The 23,015-nt window shown below is 66.0% G+C and carries 23 protein-coding genes; 12 read left to right on the top strand and 11 right to left on the bottom strand.

The annotated features are described in order from the left end of the window. Positions 1-4: 4 nt before the first annotated feature. Positions 5-1,096 (bottom strand): Gfo/Idh/MocA family protein, encoded by a 1,092-nt coding sequence (locus tag B0G38_RS08595; protein ID WP_264669043.1) that lies wholly within the window; start codon positions 1,094-1,096, stop codon positions 5-7. A 129-nt stretch (positions 1,097-1,225) separates the two neighbouring features. Between B0G38_RS08595 and B0G38_RS08590 the strand changes: the two genes are divergently transcribed. The 4 genes from B0G38_RS08590 (at position 1,226) to B0G38_RS08575 (ending at position 4,994) form a co-directional block, all read left to right on the top strand. Further along, a complete protein-coding gene (locus B0G38_RS08590; RefSeq protein WP_264669042.1) occupies positions 1,226-2,368 on the top strand; it encodes an efflux RND transporter periplasmic adaptor subunit in 1,143 nt (380 codons plus the stop codon). Further along, positions 2,365-3,105: an ABC transporter ATP-binding protein gene (locus tag B0G38_RS08585; protein WP_264669041.1), complete on the top strand. Its 741-nt coding sequence runs from the start codon at positions 2,365-2,367 to the stop codon at positions 3,103-3,105. The genes B0G38_RS08590 and B0G38_RS08585 overlap by 4 nt, the downstream gene beginning before the upstream one ends. After that, on the top strand, positions 3,102-4,295 hold the full coding sequence (locus B0G38_RS08580; protein ID WP_264669040.1) for an ABC transporter permease: 1,194 nt from the start codon (positions 3,102-3,104) through the stop codon (positions 4,293-4,295). The genes B0G38_RS08585 and B0G38_RS08580 overlap by 4 nt, the downstream gene beginning before the upstream one ends. 171 nt (positions 4,296-4,466) lie before the next feature. After that, positions 4,467-4,994, top strand: a complete 528-nt coding sequence (locus B0G38_RS08575; RefSeq protein WP_264669039.1) for a hypothetical protein — start codon at positions 4,467-4,469, stop codon at positions 4,992-4,994. Positions 4,995-5,105: 111 nt separating this feature from the next. Here the strand turns inward: B0G38_RS08575 and B0G38_RS08570 are convergent, their stop codons facing one another. From B0G38_RS08570 to B0G38_RS08535, 8 genes are all read right to left on the bottom strand, one after another. Further along, positions 5,106-5,990 carry a carbohydrate ABC transporter permease gene (locus B0G38_RS08570; protein WP_264669038.1) on the bottom strand — a complete coding sequence of 295 codons (885 nt, stop codon included), beginning with the start codon at positions 5,988-5,990 and terminating at the stop codon, positions 5,106-5,108. Beyond that, positions 5,990-6,895, bottom strand: coding sequence for a carbohydrate ABC transporter permease (locus B0G38_RS08565; RefSeq protein ID WP_264669037.1), 906 nt, complete (start codon positions 6,893-6,895; stop codon positions 5,990-5,992). The genes B0G38_RS08570 and B0G38_RS08565 overlap by 1 nt, the downstream gene beginning before the upstream one ends. 91 nt (positions 6,896-6,986) lie before the next feature. After that, entirely contained in the window at positions 6,987-8,267 is a 1,281-nt protein-coding gene (locus B0G38_RS08560; protein ID WP_264669036.1) for an ABC transporter substrate-binding protein, read from the bottom strand. A gap of 150 nt (positions 8,268-8,417) precedes the next feature. Then, entirely contained in the window at positions 8,418-9,611 is a 1,194-nt protein-coding gene (locus B0G38_RS08555) for an ROK family transcriptional regulator (protein ID WP_264669035.1), read from the bottom strand. A gap of 65 nt (positions 9,612-9,676) precedes the next feature. Next, positions 9,677-10,195 carry a gamma carbonic anhydrase family protein gene (locus tag B0G38_RS08550; RefSeq protein ID WP_264669034.1) on the bottom strand — a complete coding sequence of 173 codons (519 nt, stop codon included), beginning with the start codon at positions 10,193-10,195 and terminating at the stop codon, positions 9,677-9,679. 57 nt (positions 10,196-10,252) lie between these two features. Then, on the bottom strand, positions 10,253-10,864 hold the full coding sequence (locus B0G38_RS08545) for a class I SAM-dependent methyltransferase (protein ID WP_264669033.1): 612 nt from the start codon (positions 10,862-10,864) through the stop codon (positions 10,253-10,255). 96 nt (positions 10,865-10,960) lie between these two features. Next, positions 10,961-11,830 carry a formyltetrahydrofolate deformylase gene (gene purU / locus B0G38_RS08540; RefSeq protein ID WP_264669032.1) on the bottom strand — a complete coding sequence of 290 codons (870 nt, stop codon included), beginning with the start codon at positions 11,828-11,830 and terminating at the stop codon, positions 10,961-10,963. A 91-nt stretch (positions 11,831-11,921) separates the two neighbouring features. Continuing rightward, a complete protein-coding gene (locus B0G38_RS08535; protein WP_264669031.1) occupies positions 11,922-13,043 on the bottom strand; it encodes an NAD(P)/FAD-dependent oxidoreductase in 1,122 nt (373 codons plus the stop codon). A gap of 166 nt (positions 13,044-13,209) precedes the next feature. On the opposite strand from B0G38_RS08535, the gene B0G38_RS08530 reads away from it, so the two are divergent. The 7 genes from B0G38_RS08530 (at position 13,210) to B0G38_RS08500 (ending at position 19,087) form a co-directional block, all read left to right on the top strand. Beyond that, positions 13,210-13,839: a hypothetical protein gene (locus tag B0G38_RS08530; RefSeq protein WP_264669030.1), complete on the top strand. Its 630-nt coding sequence runs from the start codon at positions 13,210-13,212 to the stop codon at positions 13,837-13,839. Beyond that, positions 13,833-14,036, top strand: a complete 204-nt coding sequence (locus B0G38_RS08525; protein WP_264669029.1) for a hypothetical protein — start codon at positions 13,833-13,835, stop codon at positions 14,034-14,036. The genes B0G38_RS08530 and B0G38_RS08525 overlap by 7 nt, the downstream gene beginning before the upstream one ends. Before the next feature lie 323 nt (positions 14,037-14,359). Further along, a complete protein-coding gene (gene glyA, locus B0G38_RS08520) occupies positions 14,360-15,643 on the top strand; it encodes a serine hydroxymethyltransferase (protein WP_264669028.1) in 1,284 nt (427 codons plus the stop codon). Positions 15,644-15,696: 53 nt separating this feature from the next. Further along, positions 15,697-16,596, top strand: coding sequence for a bifunctional methylenetetrahydrofolate dehydrogenase/methenyltetrahydrofolate cyclohydrolase (locus tag B0G38_RS08515; protein ID WP_264669027.1), 900 nt, complete (start codon positions 15,697-15,699; stop codon positions 16,594-16,596). Between the two features lie 165 nt (positions 16,597-16,761). After that, positions 16,762-17,925: a sensor histidine kinase gene (locus B0G38_RS08510; RefSeq protein ID WP_264669026.1), complete on the top strand. Its 1,164-nt coding sequence runs from the start codon at positions 16,762-16,764 to the stop codon at positions 17,923-17,925. Next, positions 17,922-18,605, top strand: a complete 684-nt coding sequence (locus B0G38_RS08505) for a response regulator (RefSeq protein ID WP_264669025.1) — start codon at positions 17,922-17,924, stop codon at positions 18,603-18,605. The genes B0G38_RS08510 and B0G38_RS08505 overlap by 4 nt, the downstream gene beginning before the upstream one ends. 194 nt (positions 18,606-18,799) lie before the next feature. Then, positions 18,800-19,087 carry an SHOCT domain-containing protein gene (locus B0G38_RS08500; protein WP_264669024.1) on the top strand — a complete coding sequence of 96 codons (288 nt, stop codon included), beginning with the start codon at positions 18,800-18,802 and terminating at the stop codon, positions 19,085-19,087. 90 nt (positions 19,088-19,177) lie between these two features. Here the strand turns inward: B0G38_RS08500 and B0G38_RS08495 are convergent, their stop codons facing one another. Continuing rightward, positions 19,178-20,590 (bottom strand): MFS transporter, encoded by a 1,413-nt coding sequence (locus tag B0G38_RS08495; protein WP_264669023.1) that lies wholly within the window; start codon positions 20,588-20,590, stop codon positions 19,178-19,180. A 169-nt stretch (positions 20,591-20,759) separates the two neighbouring features. Here B0G38_RS08495 and B0G38_RS08490 point away from each other — a divergent pair, with 169 nt between their 5' ends. Next, positions 20,760-21,668, top strand: a complete 909-nt coding sequence (locus B0G38_RS08490) for a LysR substrate-binding domain-containing protein (RefSeq protein ID WP_264669022.1) — start codon at positions 20,760-20,762, stop codon at positions 21,666-21,668. 12 nt (positions 21,669-21,680) lie between these two features. Here B0G38_RS08490 and B0G38_RS08485 read toward each other — a convergent pair whose 3' ends face one another. Continuing rightward, positions 21,681-22,991, bottom strand: coding sequence for an NAD(P)/FAD-dependent oxidoreductase (locus B0G38_RS08485; RefSeq protein WP_264669021.1), 1,311 nt, complete (start codon positions 22,989-22,991; stop codon positions 21,681-21,683). Between the last annotated feature and the right edge of the window lie 24 nt (positions 22,992-23,015).

The raw sequence follows: 23,015 nt of genomic DNA, 5'->3' as shown, positions 1-23,015 counted from the left end.
CGGGTCAGTCCGCTACCGGCACGGCCCGGTCGTTGACATAGCTGACGCCGAGCTGGGCGCGGATGCCGTCGAACAGGCGCATGGTGTTCAGCGTGTCGTCCAGCGGCATGGTCGGATTCTCCAGCATGCCCTGTTGGATGCAGCGGGTGACATCGCGCAATTCGTAGACGTAGTTCTGGCCCACCGGCTCGAAGGTCTCGATCCGCGGGGTTCCGTTGTGCTCCCGGATGATCAGCTCGGTTGGATTGTGCAGCGGGCTGTTGGTGCGAAGCCAGCCGTTGCTGCCGCAGACGGTGGCGGTCCGCGGCGAGGACGCCAGGAGTGAGGAAGTCAGCTGCGCCTGGGCACCCGAACTATAGGTCAGGGTCAGCGCGTTCTGGGCGTCCACGCCGTCGTCGTTAATATGGCCGACGGCGGAAATGGTCTGGGGGAATCCCAGCGTGCCGAGCGCCCAGGTGAGCGGATAGACGGTCAGATCCAGCAAGGCACCTCCGCCGGCAGCGGGATTCCACAGCCGGGCGGCCGCCTCATAGGGGGCGGGAAAGCCGATGTCCGCCTGCAGCCACTGGATTACGCCGAGCTCCCCGGAATGGAGGATCTCCCAGGCCCGGTGGACGATCGGCAGGAACCGCGTCCATACCGCCTCCATCAGGAACAGCGAGTTGTTCCGGGCAAGTTCGGCCAGTTCCAGGGCCTCGCGCGCATTGATGGTCAGGGACTTTTCACACAGCACGTTCTTGCCGGCTTCCAGGGCGCTCCGGGCAATTTCGTAATGCTGGCCGTGCGGAGTGGCTACGTAGACAATATCGACGTCGGGGTCTGCGAAGAGCTGCTCGTAGCCTTTGCCGCCGTCGTTATCGAAATAGGCGGTGGAAAAGCCGAACTGGTCCCGGAAGGCCAGCGCGTTTTCCGCCACCCGTGAGCTCACCGCCTGCAGGACGGAGTCCTCGAGCAGGGCGAGGTCACCGCTGACCTTGGCAGCGACTTTGCCCGTCGAAACCACGCCCCAGCGCAACGGCCGGCCGGTTGCGGCTAGCGGGCTGGGTGCCCCGGGGGCGGCACAGGGCGGCGTGATGATTCGCGGGGGCGTTGTCATGAATCCATCATTGCCGCTGCAAATGATAACGTCCATCAAGCGGGGCAAGTCTCAACGTTTCACCTTATGGTGGTGCCGCGCTGTTCGGGTGCCCGGTGAGTGGCACCTTCGTCGAAATGGGGGATAGGCATGAGCGCCGTGCGCCGCTACGTTTTTCCGATTGTTTGGATGGCCATTTTTGCCGTCATCGCCGTGGCACTTTTCAAGCTGGCCTTCGTGGATGGTATGCGCGCGGAGGCCGCCGGCCAGCAGCCCGCCGCGCAGCTGGTCACGCCGAGCATCCCGGCCGCCCGCGGCACCGTGACCAACGTCGTCCAGGTGCAGGGGGCCGTTGCCAGCGATCCGCCCGTTGTGGTCCGCAGTACCGCCGAAGGCACCGTGAACTTTGTCCATGTGGCAGTGGGTGTGGTCGTCGCTAAGGGCGAACCGCTCTTCCAGGTGCAGAAGCTCGTGGAGCCGGATCCAGCGCAGGCAACGGAACTCTTTGCTGGCCGGACCGCCGACGACGGCGGGACCTCCGACATCGGCGGGTCCAACGGGACCGCCGGGAACGCCGAGCTTGAGCCCGTACGGCAGGCTGCTCCGCCCGCTCCTGTCTATACCTACACCGATGTGGTGGCCACGGCAGCGGGCAAAGTCACCGATCTGGCGGTGCTCGTGGACCAGCAGGTCAGCGTCGGCACCGACGCCGTGACGCTTTCGCCCGGCACCTTTTCCGTCTCCGGCTCCCTGACCTCGGACCAGCAGTTCCGGCTGCTGGACCGCCCGAGTACCGCGATGGTTACCGTCGCCGGAGGTCCCGCGCCGTTCGAATGCCAGGCCGTTACGGTGGGCGAAGCGTCCTCCTCGGATCCGGCACCACAGGCGCCGCAGGCGCCGCAGGGCCCGGCACCCATGGGGCCGTTCGGGCCTGCAGCCCCTGAGACGTCCACCGGCACGGTCAGCTGTGCCGTACCCAAGGATGTCACCGTTTTCGCCGGCCTGGGCGCCAGCATCGATATCAGCGCCGGCACCGCCGAAGACGTGATCACGGTGCCCACCACCGCGGTCAAGGGCGCGGTGGACTCCGGCGTCGTTTGGATTGTGGAGAACGACGGCGGTGCGGAGCCCGTTGAGCGCGAAGTGAGCCTTGGTCTCAACGACGGCCAGCAAGTGGAAATCACCGAAGGACTGGACGAGGGCGAGCTGGTGCTGCAGTTCGTCCCGGGTGCTCCCGCCGATGAACTGATGGGGCCGGGCATGGAGGACTTCGGCATGGTGATGGGCGGATGACGGCCCCAGCCACTTCGCGAACGCCGGCGGCGCAGCATCCGGAACCACCGCTGGTTGCGCTGGAGCGCGTGGAGCGCACGGTGCTCATTCCCGACCACGAACCGCTGCGCATCCTGCAGGGCGTGGATCTGGAAATCCGGATCGGCGACCACTTGTCCATTGTGGGCCGGTCCGGCTCGGGCAAGTCCACGCTGCTCAACATCCTGGGGCTGCTGGATGTTCCTACCGGGGGCGCGATGTCTTTCGGCGGCGTGCCGGTCCGGTCCATGAGTGAAAAGCGCCGCGCCGTGACGCGCGGCGCACGGGTGGGATTCATCTTCCAGCAGTTCAACCTGCTGCCCGGCCGCACCGCGCTGGAGAACGTCATGACTCCGCTGCTCTACGCCCGGGGCAAGCAGTTCTGGCAGCGCGAGCGTCTGGCCACCGAAATGCTCGGGTTGGTGGGGCTGGGGGACCGGCTGCGGGAGAAACCCCACAAGCTCTCCGGCGGCGAGCAGCAGCGCATCGCCATCGCGCGGGCGTTGGTGCGCTCGCCCCAGCTGATCCTGGCCGACGAGCCGACCGGCGCACTGGACATCGAAACGGGACAGTCCGTCATGAAGCTGCTGGACGACGTGGCGCGGGAGTCCGGGGCCGCGTTGGTGACCATCACGCACGACCCGAACGTCGCCGCGCTGGCACATCGGCATTACAGCCTGCAAAATGGTGTGCTCGTTGACGGAGAGTTGACAGCATGACCGGCTTGATAGCGGCCCTTGTCGAAGCCTGGTCCGAGTTGCGGATCCATAAGACGAGGGTCCTGCTGGCGCTGATCGGGGTGGCATTGTCAGTTGCGGCCCTGACCACCGTCGTCGGACTGGGCAACATGTCCCGGGAAGCCATGGTGCAGACGCAGGAGCAGCAGGGCGGCCGCGCGGCCACCGTGACTGCCGAAGTTTTCCCGGCCAGCGGCGAAGTGGACGTACCGCAGGTGCGGAAAGCTCTCGAGGGGCTGGTGGAGCGCTACGGCGTCGAGCATTCGAGCCTGCGCTACCAGACGTCGGTTCCGTTCCAGTTCCCCGACGGCGCTTCGACGGCGGAAACCATGGTGGTGGACCGCGGCTACGGCACGATGCGTAGGGTGGATCTGTCCCTCGGGCACTGGTTCACACGCTCCGATGAACAGCGGCTGGCACCTGCCGTCATCGTTAACGAGGCCTTCCACCAGCGGCTGGGGCTGCCCGATCTGCAGCAGAACCCGGCGGTGCAGATCGTCCGGGAGCGGCCGATCACCGCCACCGTCGTCGGCGTGGTCCCCAACCAGTGGCCCGAGGCGCCGCCGCAGGCAATGATGCTCGCCGGGCACTACGACGCCTGGGCGCTGGGCGGCGAGGCCATGATGCCCCCGGCGATGGAGATGTGGGTTCCGAAGGAGATTGCGGAACCGCTCGCCACCGCCATGAGCAGTGACCTCGCGGCCCAGTTCGGGCCCGGCTCGGCGCAGGTATTCAGATCCGACTACGCAGCCTTCGGCGACCCGTTCGAGAGCATCCAACTCGCAGTCGGCGGAATTGCGGGTTTGGTGCTGCTGCTCGGCGCCGTCGGGCTGCTCAATATCTCCATGGTGACGGTCCGCTACCGGGTGCGCGAAGTCGGTATCCGGCGCAGTTTCGGTGCGACGGGTGGCCGGATTTTCTTCGGCGTGATGCTCGAATCCGTAGTCGCGACGTTCGTGGCCGGGGTCGTCGGCGTGATGCTGGCGGTGGCCGTCGTCAAGAGCCCGTGGGTGCAGGACCTGATTGCCGCCGGCGTGAGCGAGCTGCCGCCCTTTCCGCTGGAGGCTGCCTTGATCGGCCTGGGGGCGGCAACCGTGGTGGGTGCTCTGGCCGGTCTGATCCCGGCCGTGGTGGCGGTCCGGGTCAAGGTCATCGACGCCATCCGGTACTGAGCGTAGCTGCCGGCGCGTTCCTGTCCTGGCAGCTGCCGGGGCCGCCGCCGGCTGGCACGCATTGCCGCTGACCTGCGGTTTCGGTGTTGCGCCCCTGTTACTGCTCCTCCATGAGTGGTACAAAGTAAGTAGGCTGATATTCCCGTTCAGCAGGAAAGAGGCGCTATACCCATGGATACATCCCAGATTGTATGGATCGTTGTTGCAGTTGTAGTTCTTCTGATCATCATCGGTTTGATTGTCTTCTTCGCGAAGAAGCGCAACAAGGCCAAGATGCAAGAACGGCAGGAAGCGGACCGGGCGAAAGCCGCCGAAGTCCGCCAATCGGCCCAGGCTACTGCACTGGGCGCCCGTGAACGCGAAGCGGAGGCACACCGCGTCCAGGTCGATGCCGAGCAGGCGGACATCGAGGCCGAGCGTGCGCGGATCGAAGCGGACCGGATGCGGCGTCAGGCTGATGAGCGCAAGGCCGATGCGCAGGGCATCCGCGATGAATCGCAGGAGCAGCTGCGCAAGGCTGACGAGATGGACCCGGACGTCAATACCGACGACAAACGCAAGGGAGGGCGCGGAAACGACCGGGGCGCCGGTGACCGCGACGAAAACCGTGGCCCCGACCAGAACCGCGACGACCAGAACCGCGACGACGAGGGCCGCCACGTTGCCCGCGACGCGGACGGAGACCAGCGCCGCCCGTGACACCTCCGTCCTGAGCTCGCTTCGTAAGGAACTGCTCAGCGGCCGGCATCTCGCAGTAACACATGTTCCGCGAAGGTGCCGGCCGCTGCTTTGTGTCCGGTGGTGGGTTGGCTACCCCTTGACGGAGCCGCTCATCAGACCGCCCACAAAGTACTTGCCGAGGATGATGTAGACGATCAGGGTGGGCAACGATGCGATGAGCGCGCCGGCCATGGACGCGGCGTAATCGGTCAGCTGGCCGCCGGCGAGGAAGCTCAGGGCAATGGTGACCGGTCCGTTACTGCCTGAGGAGAAGAAGGCGGCGAACAGATAGTCGTTCCAGGCTGAGGTGAACTGCCAGATCAAGACAACAACGAAGCCCGGCGCGGAGACCGGCAGGATGACCGAGGCGTAGGTCCGCAGCAGGCCCGCACCGTCCATTCTGGCCGCTTCGATCAGTTCGCTGGGAACCGACTCGTAGTAGTTGCGGAAGATCAGGGTGCAGATGGGCAGGCCGTAAACGATGTGCAGGACCAGCAGGGAGGGGATCCCGTTGGGGATGTTGAGCCCCTGCATCAGCTGGGTCAGCGGGATCATGACCGCCTGGTACGGGATGAACATGCCGAACAGGATGAGCGTGAAGACCACGTTGGCGTAGGGGAACCGCCAGCGCGAGAGGACAAAGCCGTTCATCGAGCCCAGCATCGCGGAGATGATGGACGCCGGAATGACCAAAGCGAAGGTGCGCCCCAGCGCAGGCGCCAGCGTTTCCCAGGCCTTGGCCCAGCCGGCGGTTTCCCACGTCGTCGGCAGTAGCCAGGCCGTTGAAGGATCCGCGTCGGCGGGTCCCTTAAAGCTGGTAATGAACAGCACGTAGGCCGGAATCAGCACGATGACGACGAAGACCAACAGCAACGCGTACTTGAGCGTGCGGTTGATTTTCTGCCGGCCGCTGCTGCGGGCGGGCGCGCGCGGGGTCGAGACTTCGACCGGGGGCGGGACTGTGGAGGTCGCCATCAGCGCTTCTCCTGCCGGGAGGTGTAGACGAGATAGGGGACAACCACCAGGGCCACCAGGATAAGCATGATGGTGCCGATGGCGGCGGAGTCGGCGTAGTCGCTGCCGATGTACTTAACCCACATCATGGTGGCGGGCACCTGGATGTCGTAGGTGTTGGCGTCCGGGACGATAGCACGGATCAGGTCGAAGAGCTTGAGCGACATGTGGCCGATGATGATGACGGCGGAGAGCATGACCGGGCTCAGCTGCGGGAAAATGACGTGGCGGTACAGCTTCCATTCGCTGCAGCCGTCGATCCGGGCGGCCTCGCGCAACTCGTCCGGAATGCCGCGGAAACCGGCCAGGAACAGCGCCATGACATAACCCGAGAGTTGCCAGATCGCGGGTACGGCGATCGCCGCCACACCCCAGTTGGGGTCCGACCACCAGCTGTTCTGCAGGAAACCCAGCCCAATGCTCTCCAGCAGGCGGTTTAGGCCGGTGGTGCGCTCGCCGCCTGGCTGGTCCGTCTGCAGGCTTGAGAGCAGCCAGCGCCAGACCACGCCGGAGGCGATGAAGGATACGGCCATCGGAAAGAGGTAGACGGAGCGGAAGAAGCCTTCGCCGAAGTCGGGGCGCTCGAGAATCCAAGCCCAGAGAAAACCGAGGATGAGCGTGCCGGCCAGGAAGACAACCGTGAGCAGCAGCAGGTTGCGCAGCGAGTGCTGGAAGTCCGCGTCTCCGAACAGGCGGAAGTAATTGTCCAGACCGACGAAGTCCGCGCGGGGCAGGGACGTGTGCTGGTTGGTCATGGAAATTTGGACGTTCTGGGCGATCAGTCCGTAGACGAAGATGCCCAGCAGAAGGATGGTGGGGGATATCAAGGCCAGCGCCGGACCCCAGGTCCTGATTTTCGTGAACACGAACCCTATCTCTCCTCGTGCAGCAGCGGAACCAACGCGGTGGGCGGGTGCTTTAGGCCTGAGCCGCACCCGCCCACCGGTTTGTCCGGGACTACTGCGCGAACTTTTCCGCTATCGAAGCAGCAGATTCCTGCAGTGCGGCAACGTCCTGGGGCCCGCCGAACTTGCTCACGGCGGTGCTCAGTTCGTTCAGCCACGCCACCGGCACCGCAGCGCCGTGGGCGAGCGAGGAGACGATGGTGTCCGAGGAGAAGTCCTCGATGGCGCTCTTTTGGTACTCGCCGAATTCATCGCTCGGCACGTCCGTGCGGGCGGGGATGGATCCCTTCGCCGCATTGAACGCCTGCTGGCCTTCGACGCTGGAAATGGTGGTCAGCCATGCTTTGGAGCCGGCCGGATTCGGTGCGCCCTTCGGCAGTGTGAACGAATCGGCCAGGAAGTCGAAGACGCCGTCGGTCCCGGGGGTCGGGAAGTAGACGTAGTCCGTGCCCGGCTTCAGCCCGTCCTGCGCGAACTTGGCTTCGGCCCAGTCACCCATGACGTTGTAGGCGGCGGCACCGTCTTCGACCAGTTGCGTGGCCGGGCCCCAGTCACTGAGGGTGTCGCGGTCCGAGTTGGTATAGCTGAGCGCCTTCTTGTAGTTCTCGATTGCCTCAGTCACCTCGGGGCTCTTCCAATCCGTGGTGCCGTCCCAGAGGCCGCTGTAGCCTTCGGGACCGAGGGTTGCCAGCAGGATGTTCTCGAACAGCTGCACCTGGGTCCAGGTGCCGGCGACGGCCAGCGGAGTGGTGCCGCTTTCCTTGATCTTGTCCATGTCCGCGAACCAGGCGTCGAGATCGGCGGGCGGATTGTTCGGATCCAGGCCGGCTTTCTCAAGGACTTCTACATTGGCCCACACCACGTTGGCCCGGTGGATGTTGGACGGAACCGAGTAGATCTTGCCGTCCACGGTCAGGCGGTCCAGCAGATCCTGCGGGAAAGCTTCGTTGAGCTGGGCTTCCTCGTAGAAGGAGCTCAGATCCTCAAGCTGGTCCGCATTGATGTAGTCCTGCAGTTCCGCTCCGGCATGGGCCTGGAACGAGTCCGGCGGATTGCCGGACTTGAGGTTGGCCGCCAGAACGCTCTTGGCCTGGCTGCCCGCGCCGCCGGCTACGGCCAGGTTGTCGAAGGTCAGATCCGGGTACTGCTCGTCGAAGATGTCCACGAGCGCATCCAGGCCTACTTTCTCCGAGCCGTCCGCCCACCAGGTAAAGACCCCGACCGAGCCGGTAGCTTCTGTCGGGTTCGCTTCTTCGACCGAGCTTCCTCCGCCGCATGCGGACAGGAGCAAGCCTGCTGCCGCAACGCTGGCGAGCAAAGATACGCGTCGCATAACGCCTCCATTACTGAGCAGTCATTGACTACTTTGTCGTCTGCTTGAAGATTGCACACGGGTTCGTGGCTTGCCTTGAAGTTAACTCCGTCACACACGTTGCCGTCAAGAGTTGAACGCAAAACTTCTGTGTAGCGTGCTGGGTAGTTCTTACAGTGAGGGCAGCTCGGCCTGCTGCAGGACCAGCGTGGCAGCGCCGAGGGCTTCTGCCCGGTTGCTCAGCCCGGACATGGCCAGCTCGGTGGATTCGCCCACGGCGGGTACGGCGTGGCGAAGCAGGCCCCGGCGCACGGGGTCGAGCAGGATGGCGTCCAGCCCCGTCAGGGAGCCGCCGAGGACAATGACTTCCGGGTTGACCAGATTGCACACGTTGGCTAGCGCCCGGCCAACAGCCAGTCCTGCGTCGTCGATAACCCGCAGTGCAGCGGGATCGCCGTCGAGGGCGATCCGGACGATGTCTTCGGTGCTGACCGGCTCGGACCTGCCGCGGCTCAGCAGATCGATCATGGTGGAGGTCGACGCTACCGTTTCGAGGCAGCCGCGGTTTCCGCAGCGGCAGATGAGCCCGTGGTCGGCGACGGTGGCGTGGCCGATTTCGCCGGTCACGCCGATGTTGCCGTAGAACGGTGCGCCGTTAAGGATCAGTCCCGCACCGATGCCGGATCCCAGTTTCAGGAAAACGAGGTTCTGCACATTCTGGTAGGGGCCCCAGCTGACCTGTGCCAACGCACCCAGGTTGGCGTCGTTGTCGATGAAGACCGGAATGCCGAACGCCTGGCGGAGCCGGCCCAGCAGGTCGATGCCCACCCATTCGGGCAGGATCGCTCCGTGGATGACCCTGCCGGTGCGGTGGTCGATCGGGCCGGGAATGCCGGCGCCGAGGCCCAGGAGCGACCCGGCGTCCACGCCGGTATCCGCCAGCAGTCGCCGGACCAGCTGGGCGGCGGCCTCGATGCCTTCCTCCGCCTGGTGGCCTAGGGGCAGTTCGACGCCGTCCTCGGCCAGTACCCGGTGGTCCAGGCTGACCAGCACCACGTTGACATGCCGTCGGCCGAAATCCACTCCGACCGCTACCGCACCGCGGCCGTTCAGCGTGACGGAGAGCGCCCGGCGGCCGGAGCTGGTGGTCGGTGACGTCAGGATCAGGCCGTTGTCGACCATTGCCTTGACGATGTTGGACACGGTGGCAGTGGAAAGACCGGTCTGCCGGGCCAGCTCGGCCTGGGTCAGCCGGCCGCTGGTCATAAGCGCGCGGATGATCCGCTGGCTGTTGCGCCTGCGCAGTGCACTCTGGGAGCCGGGCCGCTGGTGGGTGCCCGTCGCTGTGGCTGGTTCGGCTGGCATACCTAAAAGAGTGCGCCCGCCACCTCTTGTAGTCAAGAAGTTAACCCAAGGCGACTCCTAACAAGCTACGCGTTGGCGTCCCGGTGCAGCTTGGCGAGTTCGACGTAGTGTGATGCGTTGTCGAGGACAGACTGGTATTCCTCGTCGCTGAGTTCGCGGCGGACCTTTGCGGGAACTCCGGCCACCAAGGACCGGGGCGGGATCTGCGTTCCCTCCAGGACCAAGGCCCCGGCGGCAACCAGCGAGCCTGCACCGACCACGGCACCGTTCATGATGGTCGCGCTCATGCCGATCAGGCAGTTGTCCTCCACCGTGCAGCCATGGACCACGGCGGTGTGTCCGATGCTGACGCCGGCGCCCACGGTGCACGGGAAGCCCTCGTCAGCGTGAAGCACCACGTTGTCCTGCAGGTTGCTGCCTGCCCCCACCCGGATCGGGGCGGTATCGCCGCGGACCGAGACGCCGTAGAAGGCGCTGGAATCGGCAGCCAGTTCCACATCGCCGCTCAGGGTGGCGGTGGGAGCGACAAAGGCGGATGGGTCGGTGGCCGGGGTTTTGCCGGCGAGCGTGATGATGTGGGCCATGGCAACCAGCCTACCCAAGCCGCGGTGGCAGCGCGGGGTGCGCACCGCCGTCGTAAATCAGGGTTTATAGATGATGAAGTACTGGTAGTGCCCGGGATCCTGCCCGTGTTCCCACGTCGCGAAGTCCCGGATGGTGCCGTGCGGTTCGAACAGGCTCAGGGTTGTTTCGTCCGAGCGGCGGCTGAAGAAGCGCTGCGGTTCATGATCGTCCGCGTCGTTGATGCCCTCGCTGTCGGAGCCGGACCAGAGGCCTACTGCCAGGGGAGATCCGGGTTTGAGGACCCGCATGATTTCGGTCAGGACCCCGTAGAGATCGGTGTTGGCCACATGCAGCAGCGTGCTCATGGTCCAGCCGGCGTCGAAGGTTTCGTCGGCGAAAGGCAGTTCGCGGGCAGAGGCGACCGAGGCTTCGAGCTGTTTGTGCCGGGCCAGCCGGACGCTCGTTTCGGAGAGGTCCACTCCGTTGTAACGGATGCCGGCGGCCTTGAACGCCAGGCCGTCCACGCCGGTGCCGCAGCCGATCTCCAGCAGGTCATGCCGGCGGCTCTCCTTGAGGTGCTCGATGAACTCGCTGCGCTTGGCCACCCGCTGCGGATCCGGCTCGCGGGCATCGCGGACCTCGGCCTGCCGGTCATAGTAAGTTGTCAGGTCCCTCTCGTAGTTACCCATGCTCCGACCCTACGTGGGGACGGCAGCCAGGAGAAGGGCAGGTGAAGGGCCAGGGCAGGCGGAGGCTCGGGAGGTGGGCAGGCCGGAGCCTCGAGGTCAGTTGAAGACGACGGTCCGGTGCCCGTCCAGCAGGACGCGGTGCTCGGCATGCCACTGGACGGCGGTGGCCAGCGTGCGGGCTTCCACGTCGCGGCCCATGGCCACGAACTGCTCGGCCGACTTCGCGTGGTCCACGCGGATGACTTCCTGCTCGATGATGGGGCCCTCGTCCAGGTCCGGCGTGACGTAGTGCGCCGTGGCACCGATCAGTTTGACGCCGCGGTCATGCGCCTGGTGGTAGGGCCTGGCGCCCTTGAAGGACGGCAGGAAGGAGTGGTGGATGTTGATCGCCTTGCCCTGCAGGTCCCTGCAGAGTTCATTGCTCAGGATCTGCATGTAGCGGGCGAGCACCACGAGTTCGATGTCGTACTCGGCGACCAGGTCGCGCAGCGCTTGTTCGGCTTCGGCTTTGGTGTCCGGCGTGACCGGAATATGGCGGAACTCGATGCCGTAGAACTTAGCCATGTCAGCCAGGTCCGTGTGGTTGGAGACGATGACCGGGACGTCGATGGGCAGCGTGCCCGAGCGCTGCTGGAACAACAGTGAGTTGAGGCAGTGCGCGGACTTGGAAGCCATCAGCAGGGTGCGCAGCTTGGCGCCCTGAGGGTTCAGGCTCCACTTCATGGTGAAGGTTTCGGCCACGGGCTGCAGCGCCCGGTGCAGGTCTGTGTAGGACGTGCCGGTGGTGATGGCAACGCGCATGAAGAACCGGCCGGAACTCGGGTTCCCGTACTGCTGGGAATCAACGATGTTGCAGCCGGCTTCCACCAGCGCTCCGGTTACGGCATATACAATGCCCGGGCGGTCCTGGCAGGAAAGCGTCAGATTGTAGGTGGAATCGGTGCTGGGCAGGGAAGCTTCACTCACAGCTCCAAGGCTACCGGTGCGGGCGAAGCTGCCGATGCAAGCAACGAACGACCACGGCGCCAGCCGCTACCCGCCTCGGCCCGCTACGGCGTCAGCCCGCTACCGCCGCCAGTGCGCGCGATCCCCGGTCCGGCACCCCGGCAGTCTTCAGTTGCCGCACCGCGGCCATCGCCGCCGCCCGGCCGGCCCTGGTGGCGCCGACTGTCGAGGCGGAGGAGCCATACCCCACGAGGAACAGCCGCGGTTCCTTGACTACGGAGACGGCGTCCGGACCCATGCGGATGCCGCCGCCAGGTTCGCGCAGTTGCAGCGGGGTCAGATGGTCCAGCGAGGGACGGAAGCCGGTTGCCCACAGGATGGCATCCACTTGCTCGGCCGATCCGCCCGCAAACACCACGCCGTCCTCGGTGATCCGGGCAAGCCGCCCGCGCGAGACCAGGACGCCGGCGTCGATACCGGCCTTATAGGTCTCGTTCAGCGGCAGGCCCGTCACGCCGACCACGCTCACCGGCGGCAGCCCGGCGCGCGTGCGTTCGTTGACCTTCCGCTCCACTTCGATGCCCCAGCTGGCGTCGAAGGGCTCGGTAATGAAGTCCGGCTCCCGCCGCGTGGACCAGACGGTCTGGGCGCCGGCGGCATCGAGCTGGAGCAGGAACTGCAGGGCCGAGGTCCCGCCGCCGACCACCAGCACGCGCTTGCCGCGGAACTCGTCGGCGGACCGGAAATCATGGGTGTGTAGCTGCCGGCCGCGGAACGTCTCCCGCCCGGCGTAGTAGGGCCAGTACGGCCGGTCCCACGTGCCGGTACCGCTGATCACCGTGCGCGCCAGCCACTCGCGGCCCGAGGCGCTGGTGACCCGCAGCAGCTGCCCGGAGCCGCCGTCGTTGTTGGTAATGGATTCAACGCGTTCGGGACGGTGGACGGGAAGGTTGAACTTCTGCTCGTAGGCACCGTAGTAACGGCTAACGACGGCGGAGGCCGGCTCTGCGGGGTCCGGAACCCCGAGCGGGAAGCCGGGGAGATCGTGCAGCCCGTGCGCTGCGTCGAAGGTCAGGGAGGGCCAGCGGTGCCGCCACGCGCCGCCGGGTCCTTCGTTTGCGTCCAGGACAATGTAGTCCTGCTCCGGCACCAGGCCGCGCCGCTGCAGGTGGTAGGCGGCGCTGAGGCCGGCCTGGCCGGCGCCGATAATCACTGCATCCAGAACCTTGTCCATGCCACTCCTGTCCAAATTGGTTGATACGTCAACTTCTATTGGTTCCAACGGCCCCGGGCGCGCAGGTATTCCTCGGTCGCAGTGGGCGGACTCTTGCGGGCGGGGGGAACCGGAAGCACCATGGAGAAATGCAACTGATTGCGGCCGCTGCCGAATCGAGGGCGGCATGAAACCTCAACTACGCCGCCACCTGGCGAGCGCGGGTGTCGTAATCTCCCTGGCGTCGGTGGTCGCCTGTACAGACAATGATCCGGATCCTTCCGGCAGCAGCGTCCCTGTATCGAGCAGCGCTTCGGCCAGTCCTTCCATGGCCGGAACAGCGCAGGTGTTGTCCGACGCCGAGCTCATGGCCGTTCTCGTTGGCTTGGAAAACGTGCATGGTGTTCCGGCCCGGGTCGTGGATACTGCCAAAATACGTGGGGACAGGGAGTTACCCGGCGATGGTGACTTCGCGCCAGGTTATCAGCCCGGCGAATGCGAGTTGTTCGATCCTGAATCGAGCGCGTTGAATCCGGAAATCCTGAATGTCGAATTTGCCGAGGCGATCGTGCCGGAAAGCGGGCAGGAAAGTCCCGGCAGGCCCCGGCGAAGCGGCAGTGCCAGTCCGAGCGGCAATGCCGGACCAGCTCCTCCAGCGGGCGAAATTCTGATTCTGATCAAGAGCGCTCCGCGAACGGTGCTGGAAGAGTCCGCCTTCTCCTACACGCATCAGCAGTTCACCGACTGCATGAACTTTCGGATGTCCGTTCCGGAAGGATCCATCTACGACGGGCAGTTCGAAGTTCGCCGGTGGTAGGAGACCGGTCCTACATCGTTGTTGTCGGCGGCGGGCGGTCCCCGGAGCGGGTTGGAGTGTCCATGCAGGTGCTTGCGGGAAACCTCTCGATAGGACTCTCCCGCAGCGTTCCCGTAGAGGCCGAAGAGACCGCCATTGAGTCAATGTCGTACTTGGCCCAGAAGATTATTGACCGTGCAGCCTCGCTCGGCGAGTGACAGAGACTCCCGTGACGCAAGCTGCCAAGGAGGCCGCCGCCGTCGTACTTTTTCGCTCCCTGCCGGAGGCACAGTACACTTGCTTTTCGTCGCGACTGGCGTCAGGTGGACCACCATCAGGAAGCGGCGGCAGGGCCAATCGACTACCGGGTTGACTGGAGCTGCACAGTGCAGACCACGGATCGCACGCCTGGGCCGAGGGTCAAGTTTCAACCGGATGCGCCTCATCGGCGTAATTTCCGCAGGCCGGACACACAATGCGTGAGTCTGCCCGCAACCGGTAGCCTGACCTGTAGCAAATCCCTTATCTCCAGGAGAACCCCGTGACGTCTTCCACCCCGTCAGTCACCGACCAGCCTCTGGCCGAAGTCGATCCCGAAATCGCCGCCGTTCTCGATGCCGAGCTCGGGCGCCAGCGCGACACGCTGGAAATGATTGCCTCTGAAAACTTTGCCCCGCGCTCCGTGCTGGAGGTCCAGGGGTCGGTCCTGACCAACAAGTACGCCGAGGGCTACCCGGGCCGCCGCTACTACGGCGGTTGCGAGCACGTGGATGTGGCCGAGAACCTGGCCATCGAACGCGTCAAGAAGCTGTTCGGTGCCGAGTTCGCCAACGTCCAGCCGCACGCCGGCGCGCAGGCCAACGCCGCCGCGCTCGCCGCCCTGATCAACCCGGGCGACAAGATCATGGGTCTGTCCCTGGCCCATGGCGGTCACCTCACCCACGGCATGAAGCTGAACTTCTCCGGCAAGCTCTACAAGGTCGCCGCGTACGAGGTGGACCCGCAGACCTTCCGCGTGGACATGGACAAGGTCCGCGAGCAGGCCCTGGCCGAGCGCCCGAACGTCATCATTGCCGGCTGGTCCGCCTACCCGCGCCAGCTGGACTTCGAGGCGTTCCGCTCTATCGCTGACGAGGTCGGCGCCTACTTCTGGACCGACATGGCGCACTTCGCCGGCCTGGTGGCCGCCGGGCTGCACCCGAACCCGGTGCCGCATTCCGACGTCGTGACCTCCACCGTGCACAAGACTCTGGCCGGACCGCGCTCGGGCGTCATCCTGGGCAAGCAGGATTTCGCCAAGAAGATCAACTCCAATGTCTTCCCGGGCCAGCAGGGCGGGCCGCTTATGCACGTCATCGCCGCCAAGGCCGTGGCGTTCAAGATTGCCGGCAGCCAGGAGTTCAAGGAGCGCCAGGCCCGCGTGCTTGAGGGCGCCCGGATCCTGGCCGAACGCCTGACCGCCGCCGATGTCACCGAGGCCGGCGTCTCGGTGCTGACCGGGGGCACGGACGTCCACCTGGTCCTGGTGGACCTGCGCAACTCCGAACTGGATGGCCAGCAGGCCGAAGACCTGCTCCATTCAGTCGGCATCACCGTGAACCGCAACGCCGTGCCGTTCGACCCGCGCCCGCCGATGGTCACCTCCGGCCTGCGCATCGGCACGCCGGCCCTGGCCACCCGCGGTTTCGGCTCTACCGAATTCACCGAGGTTGCGGATATCATCGCCACAGCGCTGAAGGGCGGCGCCGACGTCGAGGCGCTGCGCACGCGCGTGACCAAGCTGGCCCAGCAGTTCCCGCTGTACCCCGGCCACGAGCAGTGGTAACGCCGGCTCCGGCCGGTTCCCGCAGTCCACACGTATTTCCGAACAGGAGCCCGATGAATTCTGAAGCCACCCAGACCGCGCAGAAGCTGGACGGAACGGCCACGGCCAAACGCATCAAGGAAGAGCTGGCCGAGCGGGTCGCCGCACTGAAGACCCGCGGGATCGTTCCCGGCCTCGGCACCGTGCTGGTGGGGGAGGACCCCGGCAGCAAGTGGTATGTCGGTGGCAAGCACAAGGACTGCGCCGAGGTGGGCATCAATTCCATCCGCCGCGACCTGCCGGACACCATCTCGCAGGAGGAACTGGAAGCCGTCCTCGATGAGCTGAACAACGATCCGGCCTGCACCGGCTACATCGTCCAGCTGCCGCTGCCCAAGCACATCGACACCAACGCCATCCTGGAGAAGATCGACCCGGCCAAGGACGCGGACGGCCTGCACCCGATGAACCTGGGCCGGCTGGTGCTCAACGTCAACGCGCCGCTGGATTCGCCGCTGCCGTGCACCCCGCACGGCTGCGTGGAACTGCTGCTGCGCCACGACATTAAGCTGGCCGGCAAGCGCGTGCTGGTGGTGGGCCGCGGTGTGACCGTGGGCCGGCCGCTGGGACTGCTGCTGACCCGCAAGACCATCAACGCCACCGTGGTGCTCGCCCATACCGGCACCGTTGACTTGGCTGACGAGCTGCGCCGCGCGGACGTTGTGATCGCCGCCGCCGGCATGCCGCACATGGTCAAGGCCGAAGACCTCAAGCCCGGCGCCATTGTGCTCGACGTCGGTGTCAGCCGCGTTGAGGATGAGGAGACCGGCAAAGCCAAGGTCACCGGCGACGTGGAGCCCGCGGCCCAGTCCGTGGCCAGCTGGCTCTCGCCGAACCCGGGCGGAGTGGGTCCGATGACCCGCGCCATGCTCCTGGCCAACGTGGTGGAAGCCGCCGAGCGCCAGGCACGCTGACCGCAGGTCCACTGCGTTTCGGGATTCTGCTCTGCTTTCACGGCGGCAGCAGAATCCCGTTTCGCAGTTAAACCACGCTTCCAGATGTGTGTACTCCCAGCGGAGTAGGCCCGCTACACCGCTGGGCGGAAGCGCAGCGCCCCGTCGCGCAGGTACGCTCGGATCATGAACCCGGGCTTCCGCGGGCCGCCCACTGCCGTCCTGATTGCGGTGACGGCCATCATCCAGCTGGTCGGCACCAGTTTCGCCGCAGCCCACCAGTTTTCCCAGCGTCCGCTGGATCCCCTGGCCTACGTGCTGCTGCTGGCCGGCCCCGCGCTGCTGTCGCTGCGCCGCAAGGCTCCCGGCCCGATGGCGGCCGGGGCAGCCCTGGCAACGGGAACCTACTTCGCGGCCGGCTATCCGGGCGGACCCATCTGGCTCTCCCTGGTGGTGGCGCTGTTCATCGCGGTGCGCTCCAAGGCACGTTGGTGGGCCTGGGGAGCCGTGGGCGGACTGGCCCTGCTGTTCTTCTTCGCCGCACTGTTCACGGGCGGGCTTGCAGGTACGGCTCGGGCCGGGGCAGGCGTGGCCTGGCTGGTCATTGTGGTCATGATGGGGGAGCTGCTGGCCTCCCGCGCCGGACGACGCGCCGAACGCCGGCGCTCCGAGCTGGAGGCGGAGCAGCGCCGCCGGAATGAAGAGCGGCTGGTTCTGGCCCGGGACATTCACGACGTCGTTGCGCACTCCCTCTCGATGATCAATGTGCAGGCATCGGTCGCCCTGCACTTGGCGCGGAAGGACCCGGATCCTGAGCAGATGCGGCAGGCACTGGAGGCCATAAAATCCGGTTCCAAGGACGCCCTTGCCGAGGTCCGCGACGTCCTCGCCGTGCTGCGCCAGGACGCGCCGAGGGCTCCGGCCCAGCGGCTGGACCAGCTGCCGGAACTGCTGGCGCGGGCCGAGCAGGGCGGGCTGCAAGTCACCCTGGATAACCGTGCGGTCCGGCTGCCCGAAAGCGCAGCCTCTGCGGAAAGCGCGGCGTACCGGGTCATCCAGGAAGCTGTCACGAACATCGTCCGTCACGCGCATGCCAGCCAGGCGAGGATAGGCATCAGCATCGCCGATGCCGTGCTCGAAGTGACAGTGGAGGACGACGGCGTGGGGCTGGGTAATGCGCCGGAAGGCAACGGATTGCGCGGGATGCGGGAGCGGATTGATTCGCTCGATGGCGAACTGGCGGTAGGAACCCGCGAGCCTGCAGGCACCCGCGTGCACGCACGCATTCCCCTGCCTGCCGACAGGCTTGCACCGGGCGGCGCGCCCGCCTCGGGAGGGGCAGAGCGATGATTAGAGTGCTGCTGGCGGATGACCAGACCCTGATCCGGGCAGGCTTCAGGGCGCTGCTTAATGCTGAAGACGACATGGAGGTCGTCGCGGAGGCCGGTACAGGTGCCGAAGCCGTCCGCCTGGCCTCGGCAACTAAACCGGACGTGGTCCTGATGGACATCCGCATGCCTGGAGGAGACGGAATCGGCGCCACCGCAGCGATTCTGGCCGCGGGCGAGCTCTCCGGCACGCGCGTGATCATGCTGACCACGTTCGAGCTGGATGACTACATCATCGATTCCATCCGGGCCGGCGCCAGCGGCTTCCTGGTCAAGGACACCGAGCCCGAAGAGCTGCTCCGCGCCGTGCGTGCAGTGGCCGACGGCGACGCCCTCCTCTCCCCGTCGGTCACCCGCCGACTCCTGACGAAGGTGGCGGCCGAGTCCCGCCCCGCGCCGGCGGCGCCGTCGTCGTTGGAGCAGTTGACCGCGCGGGAACGCGAAGTCCTTGCGCTGGTAGGTGCCGGGCTGAACAACGCCCTGATTGCGGAGAAGCTGTACATCACGCCGCTGACGGCAAAGACCCATGTCTCGCGCATCATGACCAAGCTGATGGTCCGCGACCGCGCGCAGCTGGTGGTGCTGGCCTACGAGTCAGGCCTGGTGCGGCCGGGCTGGACGGGCGCGGCGCCGGACCGGTAAGCAGGCAAAGCGGCCAGCCGCAGACGTGCAGCCCGACCGGCCAACCAAGCCGCCTTCAGCGTACTGCCAGGCACTCCCAAGGGAGTAGGCGGCGGTGCATAAGTGTCTCCACCGGGGCGACGACCGGCGGCGCCGCGTTCGGAAGACTTGAACCGTGATCGACGGACGGTCACGGACGAAAGTTTGGAGTAATCATGTTGACCGCAGCAACCGGTGCCCTCGCCGCCACGAGCCTTGTTGCCCAGGGACCCTGGAATGATGGCCGCGGACCAGGCTGGTGGATCCTGCTGGTTCCGCTCTTCTGGATTCTGGTTATCGGCCTCGCTGTCTTCCTGATCCGCCGCACCATGTGGCGCAACCGCAGGCAGGAAAGTGTCCTCGGGGCCGAAGGCGTCCTGCGCGAGCGGTATGCCCGCGGGGAGATCGATGAGACGGAGTTCCGCCAGCGACTGGAGGTCCTCCGCGCCCAGCCGCAACGCTGACCGGGTCCGCAGTGGTCCGGTCCCGGCGCAAACGAAGAGGCCCCGGACATCAATCCGGGGCCTCTTCGGCCAGTTCTGCGCAGGAGCGCTTTAGACCGTGGCCTTCGCGACGTCGACGTCGACGTCGTCGGTGGAGGCGCCGCGGCGCTTATCGAAGATGGTGGCTCCGACTTCCTGCTCGGCCTGGTTCTTGATGCTCAGGTCGATGCCTGGGCGGTCCCGCAGGACTAGCACGGCGCCCATGGCCACGAAGGTCATCAGCAGCAGGTAGACAGAAATGGCCGTGGAGGAACCGGTGGCCTGCACCAGTGCCTGCGCAATGGTAGGCGCGAACGCTCCGCCGAGGATGGCGCCAAGGGCGTAGGAGATCGAGACGCCGGAGAAGCGCACGGAGGCGGGGAAGATCTCGCTGTACCAGGCCGCCTGCGGCCCGTAGCTCAGTCCCAGACCTACCGAGAACAGTCCCAGCGCCAGGTAGAGGCCCCAAAGCTCGCCGGTGTTGATCAGCCAGAACAGCGGGAAGACGGTGATCGCCTGCGCGGTGAAGCCGATCAGGTAGGTCTTCTTGCGTCCGATCTTGTCGGCGAGAATGCCGGCCAGCAGGGTAAAGACAAACCACATGGCGGCACCGAAAGTGATGGCCAGCAGGACCGGGGTGCGGTCCAGCCCGACCGGGCCGTTCGGATCCGTGGCGTAGCTGGGAATGAACCCGCCGGTGGCCATGTAGCCCGCGGCGTTGTTGCCGGCGAAGACCAGCGCGGCCAGGATGACCAGCAGCCAGTGCTTCTTGAAGAGCTCGACGGCGGGAACAGAGCGCTGCTCTTTCTTCTCCGCGATTTCCTGGAAGACCGGGCTTTCCTCCACGGTCCGGCGGACAATGTAGCCGACCACAATGAGCACGAAGCTCAGCAGGAACGGTACGCGCCAGCCCCATTCGACGAATGCTGCGCCGGGGGAGATGACACCGGTCATCAGGGCGGTGACGCCCGAGGCCAGCAGCATGCCCAGGGGGACGCCCAGCTGCGGGAAGGAGCCCGCGCGGCCGCGTCGGTCCCGCGGAGCATGCTCGACGGCCATCAGGACGGCTCCGCCCCATTCCCCACCGGCGGAGATGCCCTGGACGATGCGCAGCAGGAGCAGCATGATGGGTGCCAGGACACCGGCGGTGGCGTAGCTGGGCAGGAAGCCGATCAGCGTGGTGGAGGCGCCCATCAGGACCAGTGTGAGCACCAGCATGGCGCGGCGGCCGATCTTGTCGCCGTAGTGGCCGGCCAGGAACGCACCCAGCGGCCGGAAGAGGAAGCTGATGCCGACGGAGGCGAAGGCAAGCAGCAGGCCGATCGAATCGCCGGCCGGCTTGAAGAAGAGGTCGGCGAACACCAGACCCGCGGCCGTGGCGTAGATGAAGAAGTCGTACCACTCGATGGTGGTGCCGATGATAGTGGCAAAGGCCACCCGGCGCTGGGTCGAAGCCTCGGAGCGGGGCTGCGCATGAGTGCTCATACATGTTCCTTGATTGGGCGCTAGTGCAATACGGCCGACGGGCAGGTCGGTTGAAATCCTGAACGGTTGAAAAGTAGAACTAGTCCACGGTTGTTACTAGTATCACAACAAAACTTCCTCCGGTAAACTTCAGAGATCCGCACAACTTCTTTGATTGGACTGAAGAATCGTGGCTAACTTCACGCTCCGCCAGCTGGAGCTTTTCGCTGCTCTGCCGGATTTCCCTACCTTGAGTGCGGCCGCCGCCAGCCTGCACATCTCGGAGTCCGCCCTCTCCCAGGCCATTACCGCACTGGAGAAAGTGGCGGGGGAGCAGCTGTGCGTGCGGCGCAAAGCGCGCGGACTCCAATTGACTCCTGCCGGACAGTTCTTTGCCCAGCGCGCGCGGCGGCTGGTCCACGACGCGGATGAGTTGGTCCACGATCTGGCCGGGGAGGCCGGCATCCTCAAAGGACCGGTGAAGCTGGGCTGCTTCAGCAGTCTGGCCCACAATTTGCTGCCCGGCATCCTTGAAGGCCTGCCGTCGGCGTATCCGGAGCTGAAGGTGGATGTCACCGTGGGCACGCACACCGAACTGCTGCCCGCGTTGGATGCCGGGCTGCTGGACATGGCCATCGTCTACGACATGCAGCTGCCCGCCGGCTACAACCAGCGGACCATTTACCGGACGGAACTTGAGGCCGTCCTGCCGCCGGACCACACGCTGGCCGCCCAGGAGACGGTGGATCTGGCGCAGCTGGCCGAGGAGCCTCTGATCATGTACGACTCCAGCCCCAGTACTGCCAACACCCTCCATGTCTTCGCCGAACGCGGCCTGCGTCCCAACGTTGTCTCCTCCATGCCCCAGATGGTCCTCGTGCAGGCCATGGTCGGCCGCGGACTTGGATACGCCCTGCTGATGTCCAGGCCGAACTCGCCGGGGCTGACCGTTGAAGGCCGTCCGGTGGCCATCCGGCCGTTGTCTCCGCCGGCCACCCGGACCACGGTCTGCGCCATCTGGCCCGAAGAGATGTCGCTGAGTCCGCGGGCGGAAGCCGTGGTGAACCTGGCCGCGCGGATTCTGGATAGCGAGGACTGAGAACTAAACCCGCTACACGCCTGCCGCGGCAGCCTTGGAGTAGGCCTTGAAGTCGAACTCCAGGTCCGCCGCCTGTTCCGGGGTGAGGTTTCGTTCCTGGGCGAGGATCCGGCGGGCGGCCATGTGGTCGGCGGGCTGGTTCACCGATTCCACGGCGGCGAGGCGGCCATTGCGGAAGCAGAAGACGGAGAACTTCCCGTTGTCCGGGTTGCCGCGCAGGACGGTTTCGTCGTCCGGGTGGGCAATGCCGGCGATCTGCAGCCGCAGGTCGCCCTGGGTGGACCAGAACCAGGGCAGCTCCGTGTAGTCGCGGCCGGCGTCGTGGGTGTCAAGGATGGATTTGGCGGTGTGCCGGGCCTGGTCGGTGGCGTTCTGCACTGACTCGAGCCGGGTGCGCGCCTCGGCGTGGTGGCTGGGGTAGTTCGCGCAGTCGCCCAGGGCGTAGATGTCCTCGTCGTCGGTGCGCATGGCGCTGTCCACCGTGATGCCGTTGGAGACCGCGAGCCCGGCCTGCTCGGCGAGTTCGGTGCGGGGGATGACCCCGATGCCCACCAGGACCATGTCCGCGGGGTAGGTCTCGCCGGTGGTGCTGACCGCGGCCGCCACGTGCCCGCCCTCGCTGTCGACGCTTCCGCCACCGGTGAAGGAGGCGATCCCTTCGCCCAGGCGCAGGTCCACGCCCATGTTCAGGTGGGCCTGGGCGAACCAGTTGCCCATCACGGGGCTCAGTGCGCGGGCCATCGGCCGGTCCGCGTATTCGAGCACCGTGACGTCCAGTCCGCGTTTGCGCGCGGCGGCGGCGAACTCGAGGCCGATGAAACCGGCCCCGATGACGACGACGGACCGCACCGTGTCGAGGCGGGCGTGGACGGCTTCGGCGTCGGCCAGGGTCCGCAGGCCGTAGATCCCCTGCAGGTCACTGCCCGGAACGTTGAGTTCGCGGTTGGCGGCGCCGGTCGCCAGGACCAGCGTGGTGTAGCTGATGCTGGATTCGTCGGACAATTCAACGGTATGTCCGGCGCGGTCGATGGAGGTGACCTGCACGCCCAGGCGGGAGTCGACGTCGTTATCGGTGAAGAACTTTTCCGCGCGCAGCGGCAGCGGCTTCGGTTCCTTGTCCGCGGCCATGAAGTCTTTGGACAGCGGCGGGCGCTGGTACGGGAAGTGCGTTTCCTCGCCGATGACCGTGATGGTTCCGGCGTAGCCTTCCTTGCGCAGCGAGTCGACCAGCTGGATGCCGGCCTGCCCGTTGCCGACGATGACAATATTCTGCGGGTTCGGCTGGTCCTGCGCGTTGCTCGGGGTGCTGGGTGCGGCGGTCATGGTGGCCCTTCTCTGCGGTGGCGG

Origin of the sequence: Crystallibacter permensis, assembly GCF_025960875.1 — a bacterium.
Taxonomy (GTDB): Bacteria; Actinomycetota; Actinomycetes; order Actinomycetales; family Micrococcaceae; genus Crystallibacter; species Crystallibacter permensis.
This window is presented reverse-complemented; position numbering and strand designations above follow the sequence as displayed.